This window comes from Sulfitobacter dubius, from assembly GCF_900113435.1.
Taxonomy (GTDB): Bacteria; Pseudomonadota; Alphaproteobacteria; order Rhodobacterales; family Rhodobacteraceae; genus Sulfitobacter; species Sulfitobacter dubius.
The window spans coordinates 1,202,737-1,229,090 of sequence record NZ_FOPG01000001.1 but is presented as its reverse complement, the minus strand read 5'-3'; the positions used below and the strand labels follow the sequence as shown (position 1 = coordinate 1,229,090).

The following is a 26,354-nucleotide window of genomic DNA, read 5'->3' as shown; positions in this document are numbered from 1 at the left end:
GCCGCAACAGGGGGCTTAGCCGTGACCACGAAGAGAATTCTCGTCGTCGATGACGACGCCAAAATCCGCACCCTCCTGCGGCGCTGCTTTGAGAGCGACGGCTACGAGGTGGCCGAGGCCGAGGGCAGTGAAAGCGTACGCGCGGCCTTTGCCGAGGGTGATTTCGATCTGGTTACGCTCGACCTCAACCTCGGGGCCGAGGACGGTCTCGACATCGCGCGCGAATTGCAGCGCGAGCATGACGTGCCGATCTTCATGGTCACCGGCAAGGACGATGTAATTGACCGGGTGGTGGGGCTGGAGCTTGGCGCCGATGATTACCTGACCAAGCCGTTCCACGTCCGCGAGGTGCTGGCGCGGGTGCGCTCGGTGCTGCGTCGCACGGCCAAGCGCCTGCCGCCCGCCGCGGCGTCAGGAGAAGTCGCCGAGCTGTGGCAGTGCCTCGACGGACTGCGGATCAATTTCGACGCCATGCAGCTTCTGGACCGCGAGGGCCGCGACTGCGCGCTGACCACGTCGGATTTTAAACTGCTGGCGGCTTTCGTGGGCAACCCGCAGCGCCAGCTGTCCCGCGACCGGCTGATGGATCTGGTGAACGGCAGCGATTGGACCCCGCTGGACCGCACAATCGACAATCAGGTCGCCCGCCTGCGCAAGAAGCTTGAACGCGACCCGGCCCGCCCGCAGTTGATAAAGACGGTGCGCGGGCTGGGCTATATGCTGACCGAAAAGCCTGTCGATCTGGCCGGTTAGCTGGACAGGAGCGCGCCGAGCGCCTCTGCCAGATCGGCCTGCCGGTAGGGCTTGCGCAGCATCGGGAACTGCTCGGCCACGGCCTTGCTTCCGAGGATGTCTTCTGAAAACCCCGAGGTGATGAGAACCTTGATCCCCGGCATCTCTTCCGCCACGCGCAGGGCAAGCGCATGGCCCGAGAGTTCCCCCGGCATCATCAGGTCGGTGAAGACCACGTCGATATCCCGGCGCGCCTGCAGGGTCTCCCAAGCCGCATCGCCACTGGTCGCCGTGACGCAGACGAAACCAAGCGCCTCGAGCCGGGTCTCCGACAGGCGCAGCACGCGCGGATCGTCCTCGACCAGCAGGACCCGCCGCCCGGCACCGATCCCGGCATGGCCCTTCGCGCGGTCATCTGCCTCGTCCCCCTCGGGCGCGGCATTGGGCAGAGCGGGGAAATAGAGGCTGATCGTCGTGCCCTTGCCGAGCTCGCTGTAGATCGAAATATGCCCGCCGGACTGTCGGATGAAGCCATAGACCATCGACAGGCCTAGACCGGTGCCTTGCCCCACCGGCTTGGTCGAGAAAAAGGGCTCCATCGCGCGGGTGCGGGTCTCTGTCGTCATGCCCTCTCCGGTATCGGCGATGGAAAGCCGTATGTAATTGCCCATGTCGATGCCGATTTCCTGCACGACGTAGCTGTCGTCGAGCGCCATGTTCTGCGTCTCGAGGGTGAGCCTGCCGCCCGCAGGCATGGCGTCCTGCGCATTGAGCGCGATGTTGAGCACCGCGGTCTGCAACTGGGTCGCGTCGATCATGGTCTGCCACAGGTCCGGGGCGAAGGCCGTCTCGATCGCGATATGCGCGCCGATGGTGCGTCGCAGCATCGCGACTGCCTTTGAGACCTCGGCGTTGAGATCGGTCACCTCGGCGTTAAGCGTGCTTTTGCGGGCAAAGACCAAAAGCCGCGAGGTCAGGTCGGCGCCCACCTCGGCGGCCTCAAGCGCGTCCGAGATCAGCGCGCCGCTTTTCGTAGAGGTTTCCGCAATCTCGAGCAGTTCGAGGTTGCCAATGACGACGGTCAGCAGGTTGTTGAAATCATGCGCGATACCCCCGGTCATCTGGCCAATGGCATCCATCCGTTGCGAGCGGGCCGTCGCCTCCTCGGCGGCCTTGCGGCGCGAGAGGTCGTGCATGATCCCGACAAAGGCGACCTCGCCCTCGATATCGGCGCGGCCCACCGAGAGGTGCAGCGGGAACACGCTGCCATCGGCGCGCAGACCCTCGACGTCGCGGCCTATGCCGATGATCCGTTTCTCCCCGGTGTCGAGGTGGTGGTGCAGAAAACCATCGTGCCGAGCCGCCATGTCGGCGGGCATCAGCATGCGGACATTGCGCCCAACGAAGGCCTCGACCGGGTGCCCGAATAGGCCGGCTGCCGCCTTGTTGACCCGCAGGATCCGCCCCTCGTGGTCGGCGATGACCATAGCATCAACCGCGGCATCCAAAAGCGCGAGCAGGACGGGGCTTGTGTCGTTGATCTTCATGCGGGTTTCCGTCGGTCAGGGGCGTCAGGGCAGCAAACGCGCTGGCGTGGGGTCTTGCAAGCAGTCTGTCGTTTAGCAACGCTGGCTGTTAACGTTGTATCGTCTCCAAGTAATCGAGAAGGTTCTCGAAGTCTGTCTCCAGAACTTCGCCATCCGCGCCGCCATGAGGGTACACATTTCGCAACCCCTGCGCGGAGAAATCCGGCATCGGGGAGGCGGGATCGTCCTTTTCCAGCTGGCCCATGACAAACCGGCTGACGAACTCGCGCGGGAAATAGCCGTCGTTGCGACGTTTCAGCAGGGTGAGGTCGGGGGCCACCACGTAGGTAGGGCTCGCAGCCGCGTTGCCCGGCTCCATGCCGCCGCCATGGCATGCGGCACATTCCTTGGCGTAGATCCTCTGCCCTTCCCGCACCGCTCGAGGGTCGCGGTCAGGCGGCTCGGAACAGGCGGTAAGAAAAGCGCAGATCGTTCCGACGAAGAAAATTGAGCGTGTGTGCATGGCAGATCGTTCCTCTCGTTATGAGTGAACCTTGGCGGCGTTGTTAATTATGGGGCAGGGGGAGGCAAAGAAGGGTCTGACCCACCCTTCTTCATCGGTGTTGTCGAGTGGTGCTGCTGAATAGGTACTAGAAACATTACATCTCGAGAATGCGTGATTTCGGGGGAAACTCCTTGATCTGAATCAATCGTCGTCGGGCTTTGCCTCGAAGGAAAGAAGGAACTTTCCGGATGTCACTGCCGAAACATCCGAAATAAGAGCTTACTGCGCGCAGTGCTGACCTTGAACACTTGCGATGCTGCGCGGCCTTGCCGATGTCGGGTTACTGGCGCTTTGCCATAGCTCTAAGCTAATTGGTAAAGGTCCGCTTTGGGCCGTCAGCGGCTGTCATCAGGACATAGTTCCGGATCACTTGCCAAATGGTCAATCAGTGCGCGTACTCGGGTTGTTAAACGCCTGTTTTGAGGGAACAGCGCGGCGACGACATAAGGCGAAATCCGGTTCTCCGCAAAAAGCTCGACCAGCTCTCCGGTCTTCAGGCAATCGGCGACAGTATATGCCGGACACCGGGCGATAGCTGCGCCTTGTCTTGCAAGACGTGCGGACGCTGCGGGCGCGTCCATTCGGAAGCGCCCGTTTACTTGGACGGTTTCTTCCCGGCCACCGATATTAAATCTCCACATCGTGGGCTCGGCCATATTGCTATCCAAGATACACTCATGCGTTATCAGTGACCGTGGGTGGCTTGGACGTCCTGCGCGTTCCAAATACGCCGGAGAGGCACAGACAACCAAAGCCATGGGGCCCAGTTGTCGGATTTTCAGAGAGCTGTCCCGCATGGGGCCAATCCGGATAGCAAGGTCGAGGCCTTCCTCTACAATCGATGCCCGCCGGTCCGAGAACCTCAGATCCAGTTCTACATGTGGGTGTGCCTCGGAAAACTTTGTGAGCGAGGGGACCAGCCGCGTTACCCCAAAGCCCGTTGGTGCCGAGATGTGGATCACACCACGCAGCGAGACTTGTTCGTTCCGAACCCGCTCTTCCAGCTCGTCGAAACCGTCCAAAAGAGGTTCGCACAGCGTGAGGTATGTCGCCCCTGCGTCCGTCAACGAGACGCTACGCGTTGTGCGATTGAGCAACTGCACCCCAAGCGCGTTTTCCAGATCAGCCACGTATTTGCTTACAAGGCGCGCGGAACGCCCCATGCGTTTCGCGGCAGTGGTGAACGATGCGTTCTTTGCGACCAAGGCAAAGGCCCGCATACGGTCGATTTTGTCCATCAGATTGCGCCTTTTGAGGGCTTATAATAGGTCGAATTTAGGTGATTATCGCCAAAAGATGCAAGGTGTATTGCTGGGCCAACATCCAAATCCAAACGGAGAGTCATATGCCCAATGCTGTTCGCATTCACCACTTTGCCAAGTCCGGCCATGCGCATCGCGCCTTGGTTTTCGCCAAGCTTGCCGGGATTCCGCATGAAATCGTTCCAGTCGATCTGGCCGCGGGCGCGCACAAGTTGCCTGAGTTTCTGGCCATGAACCCCAATGGCCAAGTTCCAGTCCTTGAGGATGGAGATGTGGTCGTGTCCGACTCGAACGCGATCCTTGTCTATCTTGCTCGGGCTTACGCGCAGGACTGGTTTCCGAGCGACGCGATCGGAGAGGCCGATGTCCAGCGCTGGCTTACTTTGGCGGCTGGAGAAATCGCCTTTGGTTCCTGCGCTGCGCGGTTGATCACTGTCTTCGGTGCTCAGTTGGACCCGGATTTTGCCGCCGCTGTAGCTGCAAAAGCGTTGCAAAAGCTGGAGTATCGCCTCACGGACCATGATTGGCTTGTCGGTGATGGACCCACGATCGCAGATGTTGCCTGCTATTCGTACACCGCGCATGCGCCAGAAGGGAACATCTCGCTCGATTCTTACCCTCACGTTCGCGCTTGGCTGGCCAGGTTCGAAGCACTGCCAGGCTTCGAGGCAATGCCGTCGACAGCCGTTGGCTTGGTTGGAAACTGAAAGGATAGATTTATGGCACCAGAAGCCCCGCGGCATCCTTCGCCACCCTTCACAAAAGAAAGTGCTATTCAGAAGGTGCGCTTGGCGGAGGACGGCTGGAATGGCCGAAACCCGTCGCAAGTCGCGCTGGCCTACAAGCCGGACAGCAAATGGCGCAATCGGGCTGAGTTTCCCGAAGGACGCGATCAGATTGAAGCGTTCCTAACCCGGAAATGGGCCAAGGAGCTCGACTACCGCCTGATCAAAGAGCTTTGGGCCTATGATGGGAACCGTATCGCGGTGCGCTATGCTTACGAGTATCGCGACGACAGCGGGAATTGGTTCCGTGCTTATGGCAACGAGAATTGGGAGTTCGACACGAATGGCTACATGGAGCGCCGTTTCGCCAGTATCAATGAACAACCAATCAAGCCGGCGGACCGCAAGTTCCACTGGCCGCTCGGGCGGCGTCCGGACAATCATCCCAGTCTGAGCGATCTGGGGCTCTGACTGGCAGAAAGTGGAAGGATCAAGCGATGGAGCAGATGCACAAATCGCACTGGGGAGAGTTGGCTTTGCAAGCGCGGCGTCACACGCCGCAGGAGCTGAGCGATGCAATCCCGCATTACATCTACAGCGAAATGCCACAGCAACACGCGGGGTTCTTTGCGGGATTGTCCTATTTGCCGTTGGGGACGCTTGATCGGCAGGGACGCCCTTGGGTGAGCCTTCTGGTCACGCAGTCCGCCAGCGATCCATCGCTTGGCATTCATATTGCGGGCGAGAACGCGATACAGGTCGTGGCGCAAACCAATCCCTTTGACCCCTTTGTGCGCGCAATCAGTCAAGATCACTCTACAAACGGCGATGCCCGGCTATTTGCTGGGGTCGGGGTCGATTTCAGTAACCGTCGGCGCAACAAGATTTCAGGTTTAATCGAGGATGCTGCGGTCGAGGGCGGGGGAAAGATCAAACTGAACCTGACCTCAAATCAGCATCTTGGGAACTGTCCGAAATACATCACTGTCCGTGCTTTGGAATACGCACAGCGCAGCGCGAAAATTGCTCTTGATCGCTTTGACGTGCAGTGTTCGACACTGCCGGAAGCGGCAAAGTCCGTAGTCGCGCGCGCCAGTACGGTGTTTATGGCGACGAAACACACGAGCGATAGCAGCGCTCAGAGCGACATGGGTGTCAATCATCGCGGTGGCGCTCCGGGTTTTGTCCGGTTGTACGAGGCGGGCTATGGCGACACGTATCTGGTTTTGCCTGATCATTCCGGCAATCGTTTTTACCAATCGCTCGGGAATATCGAAACCGACCCACAGGTCGGATTGGTCTTTCCGGATTTTGATACCGGTGAAGTTCTCTATATCACGGGAGAGGCCGAAAATTTACTTGGGGCTGACGCGGATGCTTTGATGCCGCGCACAAGCTTGCTGACGCGCATCAAGGTAACAGGTGCAGTCTTTGTGCGGGGCGGACTAAACTTAAAGCTTACGTCTCAAGAAGAGCTGTCGCCCTATAATCCGCCGGTCAAACTCTTACGCACGGAGTTGGAGCAGAGCGGGCATGCGATCAAAACGCATATCAGTACAGAGGTGCTTACGGCTACGCTTGTCTCGACAAAAACCCTGTCTCTCACGATCACGACCTTCGATTTCGAGCTTTCCCAAGCGGTTCAGATGCCATTGCCCGGCGGGTTTGGTGTTTTTGACTTCTCTGGCCTTTTGCACGCGGGCTACAGCCACATGAACGAGGCGAACCCGCAGCTAGTGAATGAAGACTTCGTACGCACTTGGACTGTGTCCAACGCGCCGGATTTAGGCGCAGATCGAACCGGCTTTGGTCGGACCAACCGGGTCAGTGTTACCGTCAAACGCAAACCGGGAGGCCTGATGTCGAACGTTTTGCACGACAGCGCGGATCAATTGCTAGCGCAGGCTCTTCCTATTCAGTTCAAAGGAATGGGCGCTGGTTTTACTTGTTTTTCGGGCGATGCTGGAGAGGGGTATCCAAAGTTCCCTGAAAAGATGCTGTGGGTCGCAGGGGGTGTGGGCATCACACCGTTTATGGCGATGTGGGATGGGATCCAAAAGCTGGCAATGGCGCATCCGCAGAAACAACCTATCGACATCGTGCTTTTGTTTTCTGGACGGGACGATGACATCGCAGTTCTTCATCACTTTGTGCTGCAGAAATGCTCTGAATTGGACCCGTTGAGACTGCAAATCGTTGCGTTTCAAAGCGCGGGAGAAAACCTGTTGGCTGGTGAGTCCGCTTGGAATGAACTTCGTGAGACATTCGCTGGTCAGTCGCTAGAGAGAAAGGCGCGACGCATGCAGCCCGAAGACGTTAAGGCGGTTGCGCATCTTGGAATGCGGGATGTGTATATGTGCGGCCCGGACGCCATGATGAACAGTGTCGAAGCGGTCCTAGACGAGCTGAGCATTGAAGAAACACGGCGTCACCGCGAAACATTTGTCTTTTGAAAGATGGCGAGTTTGGGTTGCAGGTCTGTTCAGAAGGCACCTCAAATGCCTCTTGGTCAGGAATGTTCAGCGACCGTAAAGTGGGGGGCGGTAAAAACCGGAAGAGCAAGGATCGGAAGCTTTGTGCCCAATGACCGGCTCACATAGCAGTTCTGATCCGATCCTGCGCGGTATCATTAGTGCATTGACCGCAGCCGAGGGCCTCACAGCCGCATTTGGCAATGCGGAGCAAGTGGGGGTGTTGAACGAAGAAGGGTTCGAGCATGTCAATAATCTGCACCGGGGCCGCCACGATCGCAGCACGGCATCCGGAAAACTCGCGCAGAAGAGATCGTTGAGCAAGGCGGTTCAGTTTACGAGGTGTTGGCGGTCCTACCGCACAGCGACATAAAAACTGCTGAAATTTACATGAAGAAATTCCGCCGTGCGGGCCTGGTAAAGCAGGCTGCTGACCGCCGTGCGCAGCGTGGAAGAGCCTCAAGTGTCCCACTCCGTGGGATATTTCCGTATAGGAAATGTAGCGAGTTTAAGGTCTTATCAGGAGAAGTGGCAGCCCGTAGGGGGCTCCAATAAACCGCGAAAACCCCAATAAATTATGGGGCAGGGTGTACCAACGGCAGTCGGATGTGGATCCATGCGATCAATAGGTTAGAACGAATGTGTACCACAGGAGGAGGGTGCCGCCCTGAAACTGAAATGCCAGTGGATTAGGTTTCGGAACCCTAATCTTGTACTGAGCGCTTGATAAAAACCGCTTACGATGAGCGAGGTAGACTATCCCCTTTCATTCATTTTTGACTTACGTTTTGGTTCTGTGCTCTTGGACGTGGCACTACGCCGCAGCTTTGCTTTCCGCGAACTAATGCCCGGCCTGTCCGACCTTTCGGAATATGTGGGAGGCGTCGGCCGTCAGAAGCTGCTGGCTCCGGTTAGCGCGCGCAGCTTTTGATTTGGTTTTGCCCAATCAAGGTCGGCAGGCTCAAGGGCTGGCGGCGTCGCAACTTGCTACGGCCGATGCCTAAAAGACTTCCTCACAGCCATCGCTCTCGCCGCTACTTTCACCCACTGACCTGTGGGGCTCGAGCCTAGCCTGGCCTAGAAGGCGGTCACGCGCTGTGAGCGCTGCCTAATGCCTCAACGCGGAGGCCAGTATTCGGTGGCAGAGGAATAGACCAATTCAACCGACATGCGCACAAGGATCGCACCTATAAGTAGACACGGGGCATGCGAGAATAAGGTCTTGTCTAACGACAGGGCGGCAGCAAAGGCTCTGCATAAGAACTGGTCTAAAGGCGGGAGGTCGCTTCGTGCAGTTCGGCGACCTCTGATTGCCTTCGCTCCTTTAGTCGTCGGAGGGGTGATACGTGTTCCGGAATATATAGAAACCGGCATACCTATTATTTACTTCGCAGCAATATCGCGCCCTCGAGGTTTTAAACGCAAGTTGGGCCGGCCTTTCGGAACGACGCGTTTTTCGGAATTATCAGTCTTTGTGATTACGACCTTGGCCCTCGAATCGAAGCCGTTCTCTGGGAAGATTTCGCTTATGTAGTGGCTTTTCGGTAGAATGTTTGAGATCATAAGCTTAATTGTCGACGCAAAACGTTTCTTTTGCCACGCATCAAAGTCGTGTCTAAGGAGGTCATTTTCGATGATATCACGGGCATATCTGTAAGGGTTTACCTCATCGACAACATAGTCGCATAGCGCTTCTATCCAGCTAATCGTGTAGGTCTCCTCATGGGTTACGAAGTTCGTTCTGGGAAGGTATTTGCTAAACTTCTGAAGGGCATTCCCGACGCTTGTGCTGTCTGTTTCCCAAAAAAATTCTCCGAATTCCGTTGGACGTTCGTCAACTGATCGGAAATACGCCGTGCCCATAACTGCGGGTTTGGAAATTGTGTTGCTCAGGAATAGATAGACTGCATCCGACATCTGTATTTCGGACTGATCCATTTGTACGATGCGCCTTGCAATCCGATGATAGCGCTCTCCCATAGTCTCTTCGCATTTAAGGTAAGATTCTGCCATCTTCTTCAGTTCCGCCGATGGGAGGGCCATTGATCTCTCGGTGCTGTCTCCCTCGCGTTGAAGGTTCGGAACCAATGCGGCTAAGTCTTTTATAGCACTGAACAACTCTTCCTGGCGGTGCTCGATAGCTTCGCGATACTTCAGCATTATCTCGGCACTCTGATCAGAGATATATTCTTCCTCTATGTCCGGGAGGTAATCTTCCCCGAACCGTGTAATCTCCGTTCTACCTTCGTTTCTCTCCAACTCCTCCTGTTTTTCTTCTTCATAGCTGTATTCCGCGTCCAACTTCTCCATCTCCACGATGCTGGAATAGATCTTTTGGACATATCCACAGGCCTGACTTGCAAGTTGAGCTCGCACCTCCACCTCGCCAGAATCGATGTAAGACTCCCTCCAAGCCTGAGCATTGGCTATTCTATTTTGGGCTAGGGTCAGTTTCTCGACCCGATAGGCAAGCCAGATAGCGATGGCGGAACCGGCGACTCCAATTGAAACCCCTACGACACCGGAAAACCAATCTGAAGCGTTGCCCCAAAGATTAGAAGGGTCTTCCTCTTGGAAAAACGCTTTGCCAAACAAGTGGCTTCCCGCCGTCGTCATTAGGAAGAGCGCCGTGAATAGGAGAAGGATGCCTGCGGGCTCCCAGATGCTTCTGTTGCCTAAATATCCTTGGTTTTGAGGTTCCCCGCCCTTTCCAGCCCGAGCTCTCTTGGCGGAAATTGTACCATTATCTGTTGAACTCACGGCTCTTCCCTGTCTCAATTCCTGTTTGCCATTGCAAGCAGGCCTCCCATACATTTGTAAGTGAAGCTTCAACCTGCATCTTCGATCTCAGGTTGTAATTTAGAGGCGAGCTTGGCTGCAAGCCCTTATATTGTTCATGGATTCAATGCGGGGGATCAGGTTGCGCTGACTTGCCGCCTTGAGTCCGAAGGTTGTCTATTTGCTGCGAGCGCTCGTGGAGATGAGCAGTATGTTTTGACCCGGGAAGTCGGCTCATCGCACTAGTGATCTAGCGGTATTTCGAGTGGCGTTCTCGCTGACGGAAACTAAGGTAACGATTTAGGAGTGCCCGGATGTTGTCCGCGCCAACCGGATTCTGGCTATGTACGTAGAATTGGAACCCCCAGGGGAGCCCGCTTTCGAACTCCGTACCCTCCAGTTCACCAAGATCCCCCGCCACCAACTTCTTAGCAATGTCGTATCCAGTTGGTTCTGCCTCCCCTAGGTCATGGTCGAAACTGATGAAGTCTGGTGGCCCAAAACTCCGGAGCGCTGAAGCCACCTCTGCCAGATTGCGAGCGATCTGCCATGCTTGCCCGTCGCTAGGTGGGAAGCGTTCATCGTCGATAAAAAGTGGATAAGTCATTTGCTTTGCTTTTTTTTGTCGTTGTTCCCATCAACCCAAATTGCGGGCCGGGATACAAGGCGTCTAACTTGAGATTGGATTTTGGACAGTCTCAAGGGCCTGAAATCCCAGCAATCTACCCCGACGTTCAGGGCACCCGCATACCCAGAGAATTGATCGTGTACATGGCCGAACAGGTGCAGGGCCCCGTACCTCGCCCTATTCCAAGTAAGCAAAGGATAGTGGCACAAGACAAGATTCTGGTCATTGTCCTTGATTTCTGCAAGATCCTGTACTGACGACCAAGGAAGGCTCAGGGTGCTTTTGTGGTCGTGGTTTCCTCGAACGAGATGTTTGCGTCCAGGAACAGCTTCGTAAAGCTCGGCAACATAGCGCCTGCTTTCGGCATTTCTTGCGAATGCGAAATCACCTAGGATCCACAGGTCATCGTCCTCATCAACGCACTGCATTCGCCGCAAGAGTTCTTTATCCATCTCCTTGGCTGAACCGAAGGGGCGCGAGCAATGCTGGATGATGTTCGAGTGATTGAAATGAAGATCGGCGGTGTACCAATTTGCCATGAGCAGTACCTCTTCACATCAAGATTGGCATTCTGCACAAGGCCTCAATGTCATCGAGGTGCTTTGTGACAGTGCGCAAGTTTCGCATCGGGTGCCGCTCCGGATAAGCGGAGAGCAGTCGTAGAATGTCCTCGACGATTTCGTCCCGCAGCCCGCGGTTGCTCACCTGCTTTTCGGCAAACTTGATGAGGTGATCCGTGGTTAAGGCGGGCACCGAGACAATGCGCATACGAGAACGGAGGGCGTCGGGGATCTTGTCCCTGAGGTTTGCAGTGAGGATCCAGTTGACGTGGCTCATGTCAAAACTGGTCTGGTAGTATGGGCAATCCCAGTTGCGGGCGCTGACCGGCTCCAACAGCCCCAATAGCGCATGCAGGACAGACGTACTTGCGCCACTGGTAGAGTTGGCAATGCCAGCCTTGCAGATCTCATCAACCACAACGATTGGGTTGCCAACGCTCGTGTCGAGAATTGTCTGCACTGGCCGGCCGGGGGTGGAGCTACTCCAAGTCCTTTGGCTGCCCACTACGCCGAAACCTTCAGTGGCGGCTGACACATCAACGATTACGGATGGGGTCTGGCTTAGTGCGCCCAAATGCCGAGCAAGATGCGACTTCCCAATTCCTGGTGGGCCAATCATTAGAGTCGGCGAAAACTTGGTTCCGACTCCGCCAGATTGGATGTGATTGCGCATGTCGAGCCAAATCTTTTCGGTCACTGGCTGCATCCAAGGCATTTCTTCGTGAAGTGCGGCTCCCAGATCATCCACTTCATCGACAGATACAGGGCCGTTAAGGGTAACCCCCCGCGATACTTTCTTTAGAGGGACGCGATCCTCATTCTTCAAGCTGCGAGCCGAAACATAGCCTTGCCGGAGGTTACGAATGAACTTCGCACGCCTTTTAATCTTCGCCTCGTCATCCTCGGTCAGATCGATTTCGTGCTGATTGGCTTTCGCGCTTCGCAAGCGCTCAAGGTGGGATGTAAGGCGACCCTCAACGCGGTCAGTCTCCACTGAAAAGTAGCGGACTCGGGTAAGGAAGGGAATTTTAACTGTCATGTCGGCCATCCGAAAACAAATAGTCAGATGGGGCTTCGCAGCGCTGTAGTTTTCGAGAAATGTAGACGCGACCCTGCTAAGCCCCGGGAAGGGGTTATATCAATCGTTGAATGATATGAGGATGCTGCGTGACATAATTGTATTATTATGCATCTTCGGGTTGTTTGGCAAGGGGAAATTCAACTTTTGAAGATCGAGATGGTCAAGAGTTTCAATTTCGGTTGCTTAAACGCAGGTTCAGGAAGGTTGCTGGTGGTTAGAGCGACATGCTCTTTAGGCTGGTAACGCGTGGGCTTCCCAGCTCCCTGTTGACCCGCTCACACCGAACCTCTGCCGTAGGATCTTTTAGGATATCTATGAAACCCCAACTCGAATCTGATGCTTGTGCATCTCAGTCCCGAAGTACGGAAAGCTTTGTTGCAATGCGCCCCGGACTATCTCAGCTTCAGCTTCGAGGATCGGGAGGCACAGCGTGCGGCTTGGGCGCTATCGGGAAATGACGCAATCAGGCGCCATCCGCTACGGCACGCGCTGGGGAAGACCCCTGAGGAAATTAGCGCCATCGATAATGGCGATCTTGATTTATCAGGCAATGAATCGCATCGGTTGAACGCATATACGCAGCAGGTTGAAGGGGTGGGTGAAGACTTCTTCAGCTGGAATGAATATCTGCCCTACAACCAAACAGCTTTATCGTTCCGCACTATCGCAGATTACGACCGAGAGCTTCACGATTGGCAGGAGAGAGTTCGCGCAGATGAGGAGATCAATGGCGACGCTCAGGTCTATCGCGACACCATGGGCGGCGAATGGGTGCGCTATCTAAAGCAGGGAGAACTCCGATACGGTGCTATGTGGAGTCGAAATGGATTTATTCTAGGGGCGCTTGAGCGCATCGGATTAGACCTACTTATGGAGCTAGTGCCGTTCGAATATATCGAAGGACCCAGTCACGGCGTACCGGCTGGAGAAGGTCTGGTAACCCTAGATTTCCGGCTGAGAGCCCAAGGCCTCGAGGCTTTGTATCGTGCGCTGTCCAAGGCTATTTTCGACATCAAACAGGAACGGCGTGAAGAACTTTTAGCAGAACATTTTGACGGCAAGAAAGTTGCTGTTTGGGTTATTGAAGATAAAGACTGGTTCAGTGACGCTGAACCAAACTACACTCACATCGTTTTCTCTTCTTCCGCAGCCATGAGCCAGGTCCGGACCAAATCACTTTTAGCGGACTGCGCAGCGATTGCGGGTGACGTGGCTGAGCTGAGAGCTGCCTTTGACAAAGAGGTGGCTCAGTTCACCTCTGGTGTGCGTGCAGCTTACTCAGAATTGAGAAAGCTCCACACCAGAGGCTCGGTCGTCGGTTCCGCATTCTGAACGTGATCGACGACTTCAGTCGCGAATGTTTGGCTGCCGTGGTCGATACGTCTCTGTCTGGAGACCGCGTTGCGCGTGAGTTGGACAGGATCGCTGAAATGCGTGGATACCCCTGCATGGTGGTCAGCGATAACGGCACAGAACTAACCTCCAATGCGATCCTGAAATGGCAGGAAGACCGCAAGGTCGACTGGCACTACATCGCACCGGGGAAGCCGATGCAAAACGGGTTTGTGGAAAGTTTCAACGGGAGGATGCGGGATGAATGTCTGAACGAGCACCTGTTCGACAATCTACGTCATGCCCGCCGGTTGATCGCTGCGTGGCGTAACGACTTCAACCAGCACCGTCCGCACACAAGCCTCGCTGGCCTGACGCCAGCGGAATATGCTAACCGGTCAGAAGAGGACCAAAACCTGAACAGAGCTAACCTAAATTAGCGGACTCAATGGGGAGCAGGTCACGGCCTAACGCCAAAGATTTAGCTCCAAGGACTCCGCTCAGAGCTGGAGGGAACTTAAGGCTCAGGTCATATCATACAAAACGCACAAAACGCGTCTTGCTGACAATATCACTGGAAAGTCGCGGCCTATCTGTGTCGGGGCAGTTGCCACGACGATTGACGCACCTAAACCACCGATTGTTTCGAACTGGCGGAGATGACTGCTCGCGCCACCGAGCTTGGTTCCGATACGCTTAAGAACGTTTCGCCCGTCTGACAGCGAAAGAGCAACTAATGACCCGATAAAACGGTCCAATTCATCAGGCAGAATCCTAGGCCCGCCAAGCACGACTTGTCCGGGCAACACCAACGGCACAGCGCTTTCCTCTCGCACACGATAAGCCAGTTCAACATTGCGTAACTCAGGGGCGTTGTCGATCTGTGTAGCTTCATGACCACCAGGAGGAGTGGGTATGTTTGCAAAAATCACACCGACAATCTTGTAGATTTTTAGTTTTCCTTGATCGAACAGCAAAGTTGTGCGCCGATTTCGCGGATCAGGTATCTCAGCCGTAAGTGAAACTCCGGTTGCATCTCGCGGCTTCAACATTCTCCGAGCGAACACTTTTTCACCCAACGTTGAGATAACTAGGTTTTGGTCGCCTCCAGCGTAGGGCTGAGAGTTAACAATGGCTATGGCACCCGATGGTATCGAAAATCCAAGACTTTCGCCTCGAATGAAGAACAATGATTTGCCATCGAACCAGTCACTCGACTGGTACTCGTCGAGTATCTCTTGTGACCCTTCGCCTAAGATATCAGCCGTGAACGCTGCCAAATCGGGACAAATTGGAACATTGAAGTCGGGTTTCACCATCGACGGTAGTTCAACTAATGGATCGTCCACAATTGGCGCCTCTATCAATGGCTCACGCCATTTATGGAAACGGAACTGTTGGTGGACCTTCTCGACGGAGGTTCTTAAATCGCTAAACTGATCCTCGACGTTTTTAACATCCATGTATTGAATAGATTGTTTGTCATGATGGGACTGGTTCAGAATGCGTCGGGCTTCCGCCCCACTTTCAAAGGCAGGATGTTTGGCAAATCGTTTTACGACTGGGTCGGTAGCAAGTTCACCGATACCGCTCGAGACAAGCGACTTTAGTTTGTCTAGCAAAGGAATCAACGTTGGGGCTTGCGTAGGGTTAGCGTATGCTGGGTTCAGACTTCCATCAAACAAGTCCCCTATTCGGGCTTCTAAAAAGACCCTCAAATCCGATGCGTAGTCCTGCGCGAGATTGTGGGCATCGTTATTACGTCTGAACGCCTCCCTCTTTTTGTCGACTTCCTCAATGGACGGCGAGAGCATCAGGACAGGACGATCCACGTGGACAGGATGCACTGAAAGGTGCCGCACGCGATTGGCGCTCCGGTTTTCCTGCACTAGCGCTCGAGCAAAGTTCTTATCGTGCGTAGTAGCCAATACCTGAACCAAGTTTTCTGCAAGCCGTGTTATTCCTCTTGCAAGCCTGATCTTATTGTCGTTGTCTAATAGGTCTTGCGGATCGTCCAAAACTAAAAGCTTTAGGCCGCCTCTCACCTCTAAAACGTGTTCACGAAATGCTAAGAAGAATCCAAGCAATGAACCACGAAGGGCCGAAGCATTTGCAAGGTGCTGGGCTGGCCCTTCCACCCCCATGCGTCCAACTTTTAGACCGAGTACCCCTTTTGCATCCAACTCAGTGCCCGTAAGTTCCGGTGCATAAGTGGTGGCATTCTGGTAAACGGCATTCCTCCAATACTCCGCTCGATCTTGTAGAAGGGTTCGCAGCTCCTTAACCTGCGCTTCCGCAAGTGCGCCCAAGGGTATCAGCTCTTCACATGCGAGTTCCGCCCTTTGACAGAGGGCAATTTTTTTGATGGTGGCTCTATAGTTCGTTTCGCAATTTTTTAACCGCGAGACACACTGCAGTGCAGAGTTCAAAGGAGCGACACCATCAACAACAACCAACAAGCGATTCAACTTCGCTTCAATTGCTGGGTTTTCTAAACCCTCTGTCTCTTCTCCTTTTACAACTGCAATTTGAAACTCACGAAGAGACGGTCGATTTTCCTTGATCCACTGAACGAAACTAAGTATTTTCTCCAACTTAGATACTAGTGCTGCAAGCTCATCTGCTTGATCGTTGTCGAGTACAGGAAAGTCCACTTTTGCCTGCGTTTCGTATTCCGTTAGCTTTTCGCTTTCGATCTTGACTAACTCTGATACACTCCGAGAAAGAGATGCCAGAACACCCTGGAAACAATCCGCTTCAAAAAGCTCGACCGTGAAGGTCCTTGTCATCAATTCGACCGGCTTGTGCGGCAGCTTAAGTCGAAGTTCAGAGGATAATGTGCCTGATAGCTCCATACTCAACCGTCCGGCCCAATTCTCGGACCACTGAGCAATCGACTTTGAGATGAACTCTTTGTCCGCTGCGGCGTCACCAATGTGATCTATTATCGGTCTGCCGGTTACTGGATCAATCCTATTTTCAATATTTTGAATGCAAACTGGACAGTTTTTCTCCATCGATTGCTGACTAAGGCTTAACCAGTCAGAAATCCGCGCATATAGCTGGGCTCTACTTGCGAGTGGTCGATCTGCAATTAGTGCATTTAGCTTGCCCGCCTCGGACATGATTTGCTTTAGGAGGCGACGAGCAAGAGCTTCTTCGTCGTCAGTCACTAACATCATTTTCACAACTCGAGACATAGACGGTAAGTCTCTGACCGCTTTCAGTTGAGCTAGAGCAGGATGTATCTGCTTTTCAAGTTCCGAACGCGAAGAGCGATCTTCGGGATCGAATTCTGCTCCTAAGACAGCCTTTGCGTCATTAAACGCCTGTGCCTTTACTCCCTCGAAATAGTTCTGAAGCCTTTGGAGGCCATCTTCTGCTCGTTCCGAACTAATGATTGGAACTGTGAAATCGAGTTCAAGATCAGAATGTTCCGTCGCTGTTCGCTCGATGTCCGATACAGACTCCCCATATTTGGAGATTAGCTCTCCACATTTGTCGTCAAGTTCTTTGATCAGTCGGCTTGAAATCCTATCTTTGGTCTTTTGAGCGTGCTTTGAGAGATCAACGAGAGAAGCTAACCCCGTTAGCTTAGCAACTGCATGACCGAGTTGAGACGTTGAACCGACTGAAAGGAAGGGCAACAAGGCTGGCATGGTAGTCGCCATCTGCCACGCAATTGGATCAAGGCCAACCGCCTTTAGATCGGGAGGGTTCTCTACTACCCTACCTCTCGTTGTCCTGCTTTGCTCTCTCCTCAAAGGCGGAAGTTCGATCCCTTCGCTGTCAACAAAAAACAATTCAACCCAAGTATCTGCAATGATTGGTTTACCCTGCTCCGGCAGATCATCTCCTGCATGGGGCATAGGAGTAACGGCAGACATCATGTGACGCGCCAAATCACCGTTTTGTGCTTTTACCTCGCATTCAAACTCAGTAGGGCCCGATTCCGGTTCTCGTTGCGACCTAATAAGGTGGCCAGTCAAACACCAAACAATTGCATTTGCGACCGATGTCTTGCCAGAACCGTTGGCTCCCTCAAGAAGAGTTACTCCCTGTTCAATTTCGAACACGAAGTTTTCCGGCGGCGTTCGCGCTAAGCCGAATGAATGCAAGCCAGCAAATCTATGAGCAACAACCCTTTTAAGTGTGAGCACTCTTTTTAGATGCGGGACGTCTGTCAAAGAAGAGGCTAAGCTCTCCGGAATCTCACGGCTAATTCGATCTACAATTGCTTCAACGTCTTGGGCATTTAGATTGCGGTGCCATTTGTCAGTGTTAGTTCGATACCACTCTAATACATTTCGTGTGTCCGCGCTTTCAAAGTTTACCGTGTTACCGCCTGCGATAGCCACGCGCCTGCCCAATACCAAATCAGTTAGCAGGCTGTCTGTAGTGAGAAGGTGGAGTGCTCTAGCTTCGTGTATGGTTCCGTCGTTCATAAAATTACTCATTCTCGATAATGCACTGGGCGAGCCAAGCTTCTTGTCAACAACTCTACAACGAATTCGAAGTTATGAAATATCAAAAGAGACTCGTGGCGCGATTTGGGTGATTTCGACGAGTGGATCGCATGGTCGTCACGATTGCGAACGGCCCTTCTTTCGATCTCTAAACAGGACATTCAATACCCCGCCAAGCGAGTGCATGCCGACGCAAACCAGCAATCGGTCAAGAAATTTTTTAAGCCGAGACATGTCCAAACTAAATTCGGCTTTCGGGAGCGCAAACGCAGCAATCTACCCGACATGTGAACGGCTGGTTTGGGCCGTATCCCTCTCAAACAGCATTACGTCTGAATTAGAGATAGATTCATCTCACTGAACGGGCGTGGACCGCAGCATGTCATCGGTGTCAAGGTTGAGCGCGCTACGCCAGAGCGGGGTTTTGAACATATGGCAGACCTGCTTGTCAGTGCCGTCTTCGCGGATTTCGATCAATAGTCCTGCCCATTCGAGCGGCCGCAGCACGTAAGAGGAAAACGCGGCCATCTCACGCCATCCTGCTGTGTGCCAATCTTGTGGCTCATCATAGAAGGCTTCGAACAAGGCAGCCTCAGTAGTGCCATGATCGGCTTCCACGTTGATCACATTCAACCAGACGTTCCATTTTCCGAAGGGACGGTCGTCGAGGCGGGCATAGGAAGCGTGATCCACATGGAGGACAAAGTATGGGATCAACTCTGCAAACAGTCGACCAGGAGCTTGTGAGAGCTCGGTGCCACGTTTCGTTGGCCGGAACTCACCTTTGAAGTGACGTCCTAATCGTAGCGAAATCAGGAGGAAATGCAGAATTTCGAGCGGGGGGAACTCGTATTCATTAATCACCTTATTGTAGCGAAACATTTTTTCTGCATTTCTGCCAGGCCATTCAAAATGCTCTACAGCCCAATGGACGAAGACGCGTTTGAAGGCCTTGGTTTTGGTGAGGCCAATTGATCCGTGCTTTTGCGTATATTGCAGGATCAGCAAAGCCCCTCGCAGTAGTGGAGACTGCGCTAGGTCGGGGTGGTCGTCGGCGAGAGTGCAGAATTCGATCATTTCAGGATGCTGCCATAGACCGCGCTTTGGTTCCATGCTGTTAGTAAAATTTGAATGCGTTGCTTGCAAAATTGCGCGCCCCTGCGGTGCGGTTAGAAGAGTGCCGGATTCAAGCCAGTGCGGCGCATCCACATTTGGGAAATGGGCCCATGCTTGACATTATACCCGATTCATAACTATTGAAGTTACATGAAGCGTGATAGCCGCCTTTCCTCAGTTTTGCACGCGCTCCTTCATATGGCAGAGCGTGAAGTACCTATGACATCCGGCGATCTAGCAAAATGCCTTGGCACTAATCCTGTCGTTGTTCGGCGGACCATGGGTTTTTTGCGGGACGCCGGTATCGTTGCCTCGGATCGTGGTCATGCTGGGGGGTGGCGCATTACGGCCGATCTCAACACCATCTCGCTGCGCCAGTTGCATGATGCCTTGGGCGAGCCCGCGCTGTTTGCCGTCGGCAACCGTAACGAGGCCCCAGAATGTCTAGTCGAACAGACCGTCAACGCGGCGCTGGACCAAAGCTTTGCCGAGGCCGAAGCCTTGCTTTTGGCACGCTTTGGAGAAATCACACTTTCCGACCTCACCGCAGATTTCTCTATGCGATATGCCGCGCTGCTCAAACAGAAAGAACCTTAAATGCTACACGATGTAATCATCATCGGGGGAAGCTATGCTGGCATGGCGGCTTCCCTCCAACTTTTGCGCGCTCGCAGATCCGTGCTGGTTATCGACGCCGGTAAGAGGCGCAACCGCACCGCCAGTCATTCCCATGGGTTTCTAGGGCAAGACGGTGTCGATCCTGCTGTCATTGCCAGCGATGCCCGCCGCTAGTTGAAGCTCTATCCGACTCTGACTTGGGTCGAGGGAGAGGCCGCCGCCGTCACCGGTGAACGTGACACGTTTGAAGTGGCAACCATCGACGGCCAAACTTACCAAGGCCGCCGCATCCTTTTTGCGACTGGCGTGATCGACAACCTTCCGGGGATCGACGGGCTTGCGCAACGATGGGGACAGTCCGTCTTTCATTGTCCATATTGCCATGGCTACGAGCTTGATGAGGGCCGCATCGGTGTCATTGCGTCCGGTCCGATGTCGCCGCATCAGGCCGAACTCTTGGCCGAATGGGGCACGGTTACATTTTTCACCAACGGTGCCCTGACGCTGGAGCCTGCCATCCGACAAGAGCTGGAGCTTAAGGGTATTACCGTCGAAGATACCCCTATCCGCACAATCGCCGGTGAGGCCGATGTGCAGCTTAGTGATAACCGGACTTTCACATTTTCCGGGCTCTTTGTTGCGCCGACCGTCACACCCTCTACTTTGGTGCCAGCCACACTCGGCTGCGACATCGCGGAAGGGCCGATGGGCCAGATGATCGCTGTGGACGGGTCAAAAGAAACCACAATGTGCGGCGTATATGCTTGCGGCGACGCAGCCATGATGCCGCACTCATTGTCTCTTGCTGTCGGTGACGGTGCCATGGCTGGGCTGAGTATTCACCGGTCTTTGGTTTGGCCGGACATGCATCGATGAAGATGTCATGCTTGGATAAAGGCCGAGTTCGCTACGCCTTGCACTAGAGGCGGGGAGGGGACATTCGCTGCACTGCGCACCGATGACCGCTGTGCGCAAAGTTGCCGCTACAAAGTTGCGAGCTGTGGTCGCTCTTCGAAACCTGACCGGCCCCAAGCAGTCCTTCATGGTGCGAAGGAACGCTGTAGTACAACGCGGCAAGGCGAACTTTAGTCAGGAGTTCGTGAAGCGTGGATTGCGGATAGAGGCAAGTAGCAGGAAAATTAGATAATTTTGTTGTTGGCGTGAAAGTTCAATCCGTATATCAGGGTTAGCGATCCGCAAGTAGATTTTTCCGCCATTTTTTGTGGCGGCTATAAATATTGTGGCCGGGGTTTCCCTGAGCACCTTACAGATAATGGTATAACACCATGCGACTGCTAAAGAGTGCTTGCGGATCACTTTATTAAGGCGCTGATTTTATGAGCATTTATCGATATGGGATTAAAGACCTTAAGGGATGTGCGGACCTAGGAGATTTGGCTCGGTTATTGGAGGTTCAGCCGAAATTTTTGTCCAAGCAGATTTACCATGTGGATGATGCGGACAAATACCATGTTTTTCCTATCCCTAAAAAGAACGGTTCCCTCCGGCAAATCCATGCTCCAAATTCAAACCTGAAATTCATCCAGTCTCGATTAAGCCGGTTACTTTACCAGTGTTACTTCGATTTACATGGCAAGCCGAAGAACCTTTCAAAGGTTCTTTCGCACGGTTTTCAACGAGATCGCGACTTATCTATCTTTACCAATGCAAACCGTCACACAAATAAGAGATATGTTTTCAATGCGGATATTGATAACTTTTTCCCTAGCTTCAATTTCGGACGCGTTCGTGGATATTTTATAAAGAATGAACATTTCAAGCTTACTGAGACTGTGGCAACAGTTATAGCTCAAACAGCATGTTTCCAGAACTCTCTTCCTCAAGGTGCGCCCTCATCTCCCATCATAACCGAGTTTATCACGCAGGTTCTTGATTACCGTCTACAATCAATTGCGAAGCGCAATCGATGTACATATTCACGGTACGCGGACGATTTGACGTTCTCGACAAACTTAGGAGAGTTTCCGTCAAAGATCGGATATCCGTTTCCATTGCCAGAAGTCTGGGTTGCTGGGCCAGGCCTTGAAAGGGCGATAGCCAAGTCAGGTTTTAAGCTGAATGAAAAAAAAATAAGAATGCAACACGCCCAACAAAGACAGGCGACGACGAATTTGACAGTAAACCAAAAAGTCAATGTTGGATCATACTATTACAAAGGCGTTCGTCTATGCGCGAACGCTATGATGAGGCATGGAGCAGCGGTAAGACCAAAAAAGGCAATCGAGCCGGGAACCCCCCTAACTGCCAATCAAATTTTGGGCATGCTAGCCCATGTACACGACATCAAAGGACGCGAATTAGAACATAAGGCGCTTAGAAAATATGGAAAGTTTCAACCTGCACCACACTACTTGAGGTTAATGGGTGATTTTTATCACTATAAACGCATTCACATTAACCCACGTCCGATTGTTATCTGTGAAGGAAAAACCGACTATATATACTTAAAAGAAGCGATTAGGTGGAACGTGGCTGACCCAAGAGTTTCCAGCCGGCTTGTCGACCCGGTCCGATTACTTGCTCCGACCGGAAAAGGTGACCAATGGTTAATTGATTTCCTAAAACACACGAAAACAGCAGACAATTTTTTGGGTCTTGCTGGAGGCGGCGGTGATCTAAAAAATTTTGTAAACATCCACTTAGGAAGAATTAAAATATTTCATGACAATCCGCTGCTTCAACCAGTTATAATAGTTGTAGACAACGATAGTCAGAGCACAGAAATGTGGTCGACGATCAAAAAGGCCTCCGGATCGACTAACAAGATTGACGGATCGGAACCTTTCTACCATGTCGCTAAAAATCTTTATGTTGTTCCCATCCCAAGTGGTGGAAAGTCCAATTTTTACATTGAAAAGCTCTTCGACGATAGTTGGTTAAAGGAGGATCTTAACGGACGTACGTTTAAGGTACTTCAAAGAAAGGATGAAAAATTAAAGGATACTGAATACGGAAAAGGAGAGTTCGCCGATAAGGTAATTAGAGCTAACAGAGGTAAAGTCGATTGTTCCTCCTTCTTGCCGCTACTGCACACAATTTGTGATATCATAGACAAGTAAGTGATTAGGGAACGTGCAGGTCATCTTCCTATTGTCAAAATGCCCGCTCTTGTGATTTGAGCATCGGAAGATGCTCAGGCCGCGAAGGCCCGAAACCCGCCCTTCCTGCTTCCCCCCTCGATGCTTCGCTGCGCCCAAATGTTGTAAAAGGGCTAATTGCCGTCATCCGCCGCACCGTCCGCGAAGGTAGGCTCTGGGCCGTCCGTATCGCCAGCCACAACCAAGATATAACGAATGCTACGTTCCATCCGATGGCAACTCCAAGCCCTTTCTATCAGATGATTGACGAGTGATCTCGCCGAAGGTTGGCAGTGTTCTATGGGAAACACTGAGATATTCGCGAAGACTTGGTGGCTGGCCTCCCGACGAGGGGGCGGATCAGCAAACGTGTTTCGTAGCTGCCGCATGGGCGGCCTTTTTGTATTCCGAATTTCCAGGCTGAACCTGGCGCAATCTTCTATGTGTAAGAATTTTGCAAACTTATAATTGAGAAGGGCTTGGCGCAGGAGGATCAGCGCAAAACCTGTCTTAGGACTTCTTGAAAACCTGTGAATTATGCCTCTTAAGATTGTCTTTAGGTTAATTTTTCCGCACCCTCATTTGGTAATTTATGGTAAATATAAGTGACTTGAAGAGACCTTTCCCACACAAATTATTCATAGTGTGGGAAGCTATGACCAGCTAAAAGATGTAACAAGATGGCTTCTTGAAGAACAGTTAGGTCGCGGGTCACAGATAGCCCGGCATCGAAGGTAAGACCCAAGATGTCCAAATCCGAGGGGAATGCCATTCCACTGTCCGCTTGGCTGAATCTATCCTCACTGTTGTCAAAGCGATGTTCACTAATCCCAACCATCTGCGTGTAGAAGATTTAAGTCGTGTAGAGGGAAATATGATCTGCACGTATCTCAATGCCTTCCACACCGACCAGGACAAGCTCTTTGGCTTAAGAAGCAGTAGCAACGGGGCGGGCGTGGCGATGGCAAGAGTAAGGCGCCTCTGGAAGTTACCCTTCAGGATCCTATTGCCCCAATTCGCAGGTGCAGAGCGCAGCTCTCCGAGGACCGAGGGTACATTGTGACGTGATCAAAGGAGGCATGGAGCGGGCGCAAGAGCGCACCGAGGGGGCAAAACGCGAAGTGGTGAGCGCCTTTGGGCTATTCCAGTAGTAGGTGAGCGGAGGGAGGCGAGCCGGATGAAGATTCGTTTCGTTCGCTGACCGACTTTTCATCGTGTAAAAAATTTTGCGCGGTGCGCGGATGTCCGTTCCGACGGGCGGTCCAGCAGCGTCTTGTTAGCGTGCAACTGGCCGGTTTGGGCCACGAGCGATCCCTAGAGCGGTGTGGATCAAGGGCCGGTTTGCGTTGTTGGTCGGAGAGCTATCCGGACGTGCCTGAAGCGCCGGATGGCAACGGTGAAGAGGACTGCATTCCCTTTGTTGACTTGTGAATACGCTCACTAACGATGCGGTCTCTCAATATTCGATGCCATCATTCAATGGAGCCCGACCGGGTCTGATGTGGACAGGTCACTGCCTCCAGCCTCAACTCTGCCCCTTCTTCTTTTAATACGATTTTAACGATTTGGGCCCCGGTTCGGTCTATTATCAGGAAAACGAATAATAAAATTGAGGCACCAACATTGAAACTAAATATGAGTAGTCCGCTTCAGGAAAAAAAGCTGCATGAACGTTCGCTGCAAAGCAGAATTATCATAGTTGATGAGGCGTATGCCAAAGACTCTGTTGCGGGCGCGTATGGCTTCCAAAGCAATCATGAGACGAGTTTAGTATGTGGTTCTATGCCCCGCTTTAAATCAGCGGGTAGGGCTCTCATTTCAGTTGCAATCAGTCTTCGGACCACTTCGGACTGCTTCTCGACCCTACGAGGTGAGCCTTGCAACGTGCAGTGGGGAGAAATTTGACATGCCAGCTGCCCGTCCAAGCCAAGCTTCGGTCTCAAACGCAATCGGAGCAATTGTAGCGGCAGGATTAGTACCCGCCGAGATCAGAGTATCGCCAGATGGAGCATTCAGCATAGAGATTGCTCATCTGCAACAGACCGGAAAAAACAATAAAATGGGTGGTGTAGGGGATTCCCGAACGCTGCCGAGATGGGGGGATTAAAGATGAAGCTGAATATTGAATACCCGGGGCTATGCCGGGAAACCACCGGTTCTGGTCGAAGAAGGTGGAGGGTGAGGGTCGAGGGCCAAAACAACAGAAAAATTACGCTGCCTGTAGGGCCGAAGCATCCTGAGTTCCATCGCTACTACAATGCAGCGAGACAAGGAGATAGGATGCAGCTCACAGCGCAGAAGTCTGTCAGTCGGAACTCTCTGGATGGGATGAGAGATCTATATGCTGTTTGGATGGAAGGCCAGGTGAGGGCAGGGGCTTTGTCGCCCGACACGCTCAGCAGTCGAAAGAGGGGCCTTCGACAAGCTGCCGATTGCTTAACCGAAGCTGGGGCTAGGATCGGTCAGCTGGATGCCGATTTGCCTCTTGCGGCTTTTGCTCACATCAGAGATTCATTTGGTGAACGAACGGGTGCGGCGCAGACTTGCTTAAAGGCACTTCGTGCGATGTACGCGTGGGGTGCGGAAAATGGCTACCCCCCTAACTCCGACATCATCAGCGTCAAAGACTACCATCGTTCCAAGGGAGGTGCCCAGTCATGGACGAATGCCGATAAGGCCCGTTTCCTGAGGCGACATGGTTCAGGCACCATGGCTCGACGTTGGTTCATGCTTGCGCACGATACTGCAGGGAGAATTGGAGACATGCATCTACTTGGGCCTAAGAACGAAGAAGCCCGGGACGATCAAATTGTCATCCGCTGGCAGCCAAAAAAACGCGGGTCCCAAGGGGTAGCGGTGCCCATTTCAGGCCCCCTATTGCTAGAGTTAGGAAATCTACCCGACGACGCCCCAGCCTACCTGCTGACCGCATCGGGAAGGCCATTCTCTTCCTCCGGCAGCTTGGACAACCGGGTTCGAAAATGGATTATACAAGCGGGACTTTGTGAGCGGGATAGTGACAATCAAAGGCTCCGTGCGACTAGATCCCAACACGGAATCCGGAAGGCTCGTGCAGAGGAAGTTGCGGAGCAGGGCGGATCAGTTTTCGAAGTGATGGCACTCCTATCGCATTCAGATTCGAAAACCGCAGGAGTTTACTTCAAACGATTTGAAAGAGATGGGCTTGCAGCGACAGCTATCGGGCGAATTTCGGTCCTGGGTGAAACTCAAAGTGTACCATCGAGTAAATCCTTTGGTACACTTCGGAACAAAAATCGTACAACTTCAAATGCTTACGAAGATAAGTGGCAGCCCGTAGGGGAATCGAACCCCTCTTTCCAGGTTGAAAACCTGGCGTCCTAACCGATAGACGAACGGGCCACTCTTTTGTCAGGT

General features: G+C 53.1%; 19 protein-coding genes, 1 tRNA gene and 1 pseudogene. 11 read left to right on the top strand and 10 right to left on the bottom strand.

The genetic code is table 11. The annotated features are described in order from the left end of the window. Positions 1-21 precede the first annotated feature (21 nt). Positions 22-753, top strand: a complete 732-nt coding sequence (locus BM229_RS05970; protein ID WP_093926711.1) for a response regulator — start codon at positions 22-24, stop codon at positions 751-753. On the opposite strand, the gene BM229_RS05965 is transcribed toward BM229_RS05970, so the two are convergent. The 3 genes from BM229_RS05965 to BM229_RS05955 all read right to left on the bottom strand — a co-directional run bounded on the left by BM229_RS05965 (position 750) and on the right by BM229_RS05955 (position 4,061). Further along, positions 750-2,279, bottom strand: coding sequence for a PAS domain S-box protein (locus BM229_RS05965; protein WP_093926710.1), 1,530 nt, complete (start codon positions 2,277-2,279; stop codon positions 750-752). The two genes, BM229_RS05970 and BM229_RS05965, sit on opposite strands and share 4 nt — an antisense overlap. Positions 2,280-2,367: 88 nt before the next feature. Beyond that, on the bottom strand, positions 2,368-2,781 hold the full coding sequence (locus BM229_RS05960; protein ID WP_093926709.1) for a c-type cytochrome: 414 nt from the start codon (positions 2,779-2,781) through the stop codon (positions 2,368-2,370). Between the two features lie 377 nt (positions 2,782-3,158). Beyond that, positions 3,159-4,061: a LysR family transcriptional regulator gene (locus BM229_RS05955; protein WP_093926708.1), complete on the bottom strand. Its 903-nt coding sequence runs from the start codon at positions 4,059-4,061 to the stop codon at positions 3,159-3,161. A gap of 107 nt (positions 4,062-4,168) precedes the next feature. On the opposite strand from BM229_RS05955, the gene BM229_RS05950 reads away from it, so the two are divergent. From BM229_RS05950 to BM229_RS05930, 4 genes are all read left to right on the top strand, one after another. Then, complete coding sequence (locus BM229_RS05950) at positions 4,169-4,792, top strand: glutathione S-transferase family protein (protein WP_093926707.1); 624 nt, start codon at positions 4,169-4,171, stop codon at positions 4,790-4,792. A 12-nt stretch (positions 4,793-4,804) separates the two neighbouring features. Next, positions 4,805-5,281, top strand: a complete 477-nt coding sequence (locus BM229_RS05945) for a nuclear transport factor 2 family protein (protein WP_093926706.1) — start codon at positions 4,805-4,807, stop codon at positions 5,279-5,281. A gap of 26 nt (positions 5,282-5,307) precedes the next feature. Then, complete coding sequence (locus tag BM229_RS05940) at positions 5,308-7,263, top strand: pyridoxamine 5'-phosphate oxidase family protein (protein WP_093926705.1); 1,956 nt, start codon at positions 5,308-5,310, stop codon at positions 7,261-7,263. A 760-nt stretch (positions 7,264-8,023) separates the two neighbouring features. Continuing rightward, the gene (locus BM229_RS05930) at positions 8,024-8,212 is read left to right on the top strand and encodes a hypothetical protein (RefSeq protein WP_093926703.1); all 189 of its coding nucleotides are present in this window, start codon (positions 8,024-8,026) and stop codon (positions 8,210-8,212) included. 452 nt (positions 8,213-8,664) lie between these two features. On the opposite strand, the gene BM229_RS05925 is transcribed toward BM229_RS05930, so the two are convergent. The 4 genes from BM229_RS05925 to BM229_RS05910 form a co-directional block, all read right to left on the bottom strand. Beyond that, positions 8,665-10,041, bottom strand: coding sequence for a hypothetical protein (locus BM229_RS05925; protein ID WP_093926702.1), 1,377 nt, complete (start codon positions 10,039-10,041; stop codon positions 8,665-8,667). Positions 10,042-10,309: 268 nt separating this feature from the next. Then, a complete protein-coding gene (locus BM229_RS18475; RefSeq protein ID WP_093926701.1) occupies positions 10,310-10,666 on the bottom strand; it encodes a cyclic-phosphate processing receiver domain-containing protein in 357 nt (118 codons plus the stop codon). Next, positions 10,663-11,226, bottom strand: coding sequence for a metallophosphoesterase (locus BM229_RS05915; RefSeq protein WP_093926700.1), 564 nt, complete (start codon positions 11,224-11,226; stop codon positions 10,663-10,665). Before BM229_RS05915 ends, BM229_RS18475 begins: the two co-directional genes overlap by 4 nt. A gap of 13 nt (positions 11,227-11,239) precedes the next feature. Beyond that, the gene (locus BM229_RS05910; RefSeq protein WP_093926699.1) at positions 11,240-12,295 is read right to left on the bottom strand and encodes an AAA family ATPase; all 1,056 of its coding nucleotides are present in this window, start codon (positions 12,293-12,295) and stop codon (positions 11,240-11,242) included. Positions 12,296-12,664: 369 nt separating this feature from the next. Between BM229_RS05910 and BM229_RS05905 the strand changes: the two genes are divergently transcribed. Then, positions 12,665-13,660 (top strand): hypothetical protein, encoded by a 996-nt coding sequence (locus BM229_RS05905; protein WP_093926698.1) that lies wholly within the window; start codon positions 12,665-12,667, stop codon positions 13,658-13,660. Beyond that, positions 13,639-14,100 (top strand): annotated as a pseudogene (locus BM229_RS05900) (integrase core domain-containing protein); the annotation flags it as partial. The gene BM229_RS05905 and the pseudogene BM229_RS05900, both read left to right, overlap by 22 nt. Positions 14,101-14,184: 84 nt before the next feature. On the opposite strand, the gene BM229_RS05895 reads toward BM229_RS05900, so the two are convergent. Then, a complete protein-coding gene (locus BM229_RS05895; RefSeq protein WP_139226263.1) occupies positions 14,185-18,117 on the bottom strand; it encodes an ATP-binding protein in 3,933 nt (1,310 codons plus the stop codon). Positions 18,118-18,480: 363 nt separating this feature from the next. Then, positions 18,481-19,239 carry a hypothetical protein gene (locus BM229_RS05890; RefSeq protein WP_093926696.1) on the bottom strand — a complete coding sequence of 253 codons (759 nt, stop codon included), beginning with the start codon at positions 19,237-19,239 and terminating at the stop codon, positions 18,481-18,483. A 153-nt stretch (positions 19,240-19,392) separates the two neighbouring features. On the opposite strand from BM229_RS05890, the gene BM229_RS05885 reads away from it, so the two are divergent. The 4 genes from BM229_RS05885 (at position 19,393) to BM229_RS05875 (ending at position 22,940) form a co-directional block, all read left to right on the top strand. Then, positions 19,393-19,839 (top strand): RrF2 family transcriptional regulator, encoded by a 447-nt coding sequence (locus BM229_RS05885; RefSeq protein WP_093926695.1) that lies wholly within the window; start codon positions 19,393-19,395, stop codon positions 19,837-19,839. Then, on the top strand, positions 19,840-20,034 hold the full coding sequence (locus BM229_RS18345) for an FAD-binding protein (protein ID WP_244152120.1): 195 nt from the start codon (positions 19,840-19,842) through the stop codon (positions 20,032-20,034). Beyond that, entirely contained in the window at positions 20,035-20,736 is a 702-nt protein-coding gene (locus BM229_RS05880; protein ID WP_244152119.1) for an NAD(P)/FAD-dependent oxidoreductase, read from the top strand. 461 nt (positions 20,737-21,197) lie between these two features. Further along, positions 21,198-22,940 carry a retron Ec67 family RNA-directed DNA polymerase/endonuclease gene (locus tag BM229_RS05875; protein WP_093926694.1) on the top strand — a complete coding sequence of 581 codons (1,743 nt, stop codon included), beginning with the start codon at positions 21,198-21,200 and terminating at the stop codon, positions 22,938-22,940. Between the two features lie 3,324 nt (positions 22,941-26,264). Here BM229_RS05875 and BM229_RS05865 read toward each other — a convergent pair. Continuing rightward, positions 26,265-26,339 (bottom strand) — tRNA-Glu (locus BM229_RS05865). Positions 26,340-26,354: the final 15 nt, after the last annotated feature.

Bases quoted from the DNA above. Each gene is read 5' to 3' on its own strand.
- BM229_RS05965 (WP_093926710.1), bottom strand. From the start codon at position 2,279: ATGAAGATCAACGACACAAGCCCCGTCCTGCTCGCGCTTTTGGATGCC.
- BM229_RS05960 (WP_093926709.1), bottom strand. From the start codon at position 2,781: ATGCACACACGCTCAATTTTCTTCGTCGGAACGATCTGCGCTTTTCTT.
- BM229_RS05955 (WP_093926708.1), bottom strand. From the start codon at position 4,061: ATGGACAAAATCGACCGTATGCGGGCCTTTGCCTTGGTCGCAAAGAAC.
- BM229_RS05950 (WP_093926707.1), top strand. From the start codon at position 4,169: ATGCCCAATGCTGTTCGCATTCACCACTTTGCCAAGTCCGGCCATGCG.
- BM229_RS05945 (WP_093926706.1), top strand. From the start codon at position 4,805: ATGGCACCAGAAGCCCCGCGGCATCCTTCGCCACCCTTCACAAAAGAA.
- BM229_RS05940 (WP_093926705.1), top strand. From the start codon at position 5,308: ATGGAGCAGATGCACAAATCGCACTGGGGAGAGTTGGCTTTGCAAGCG.
- BM229_RS05930 (WP_093926703.1), top strand. From the start codon at position 8,024: ATGAGCGAGGTAGACTATCCCCTTTCATTCATTTTTGACTTACGTTTT.
- BM229_RS18475 (WP_093926701.1), bottom strand. From the start codon at position 10,666: ATGACTTATCCACTTTTTATCGACGATGAACGCTTCCCACCTAGCGAC.
- BM229_RS05915 (WP_093926700.1), bottom strand. From the start codon at position 11,226: ATGGCAAATTGGTACACCGCCGATCTTCATTTCAATCACTCGAACATC.
- BM229_RS05910 (WP_093926699.1), bottom strand. From the start codon at position 12,295: ATGGCCGACATGACAGTTAAAATTCCCTTCCTTACCCGAGTCCGCTAC.
- BM229_RS05905 (WP_093926698.1), top strand. From the start codon at position 12,665: ATGCTTGTGCATCTCAGTCCCGAAGTACGGAAAGCTTTGTTGCAATGC.
- BM229_RS05895 (WP_139226263.1), bottom strand. From the start codon at position 18,117: ATGAGTAATTTTATGAACGACGGAACCATACACGAAGCTAGAGCACTC.
- BM229_RS05890 (WP_093926696.1), bottom strand. From the start codon at position 19,239: ATGGAACCAAAGCGCGGTCTATGGCAGCATCCTGAAATGATCGAATTC.
- BM229_RS05885 (WP_093926695.1), top strand. From the start codon at position 19,393: ATGAAGCGTGATAGCCGCCTTTCCTCAGTTTTGCACGCGCTCCTTCAT.
- BM229_RS18345 (WP_244152120.1), top strand. From the start codon at position 19,840: ATGCTACACGATGTAATCATCATCGGGGGAAGCTATGCTGGCATGGCG.
- BM229_RS05875 (WP_093926694.1), top strand. From the start codon at position 21,198: ATGAGCATTTATCGATATGGGATTAAAGACCTTAAGGGATGTGCGGAC.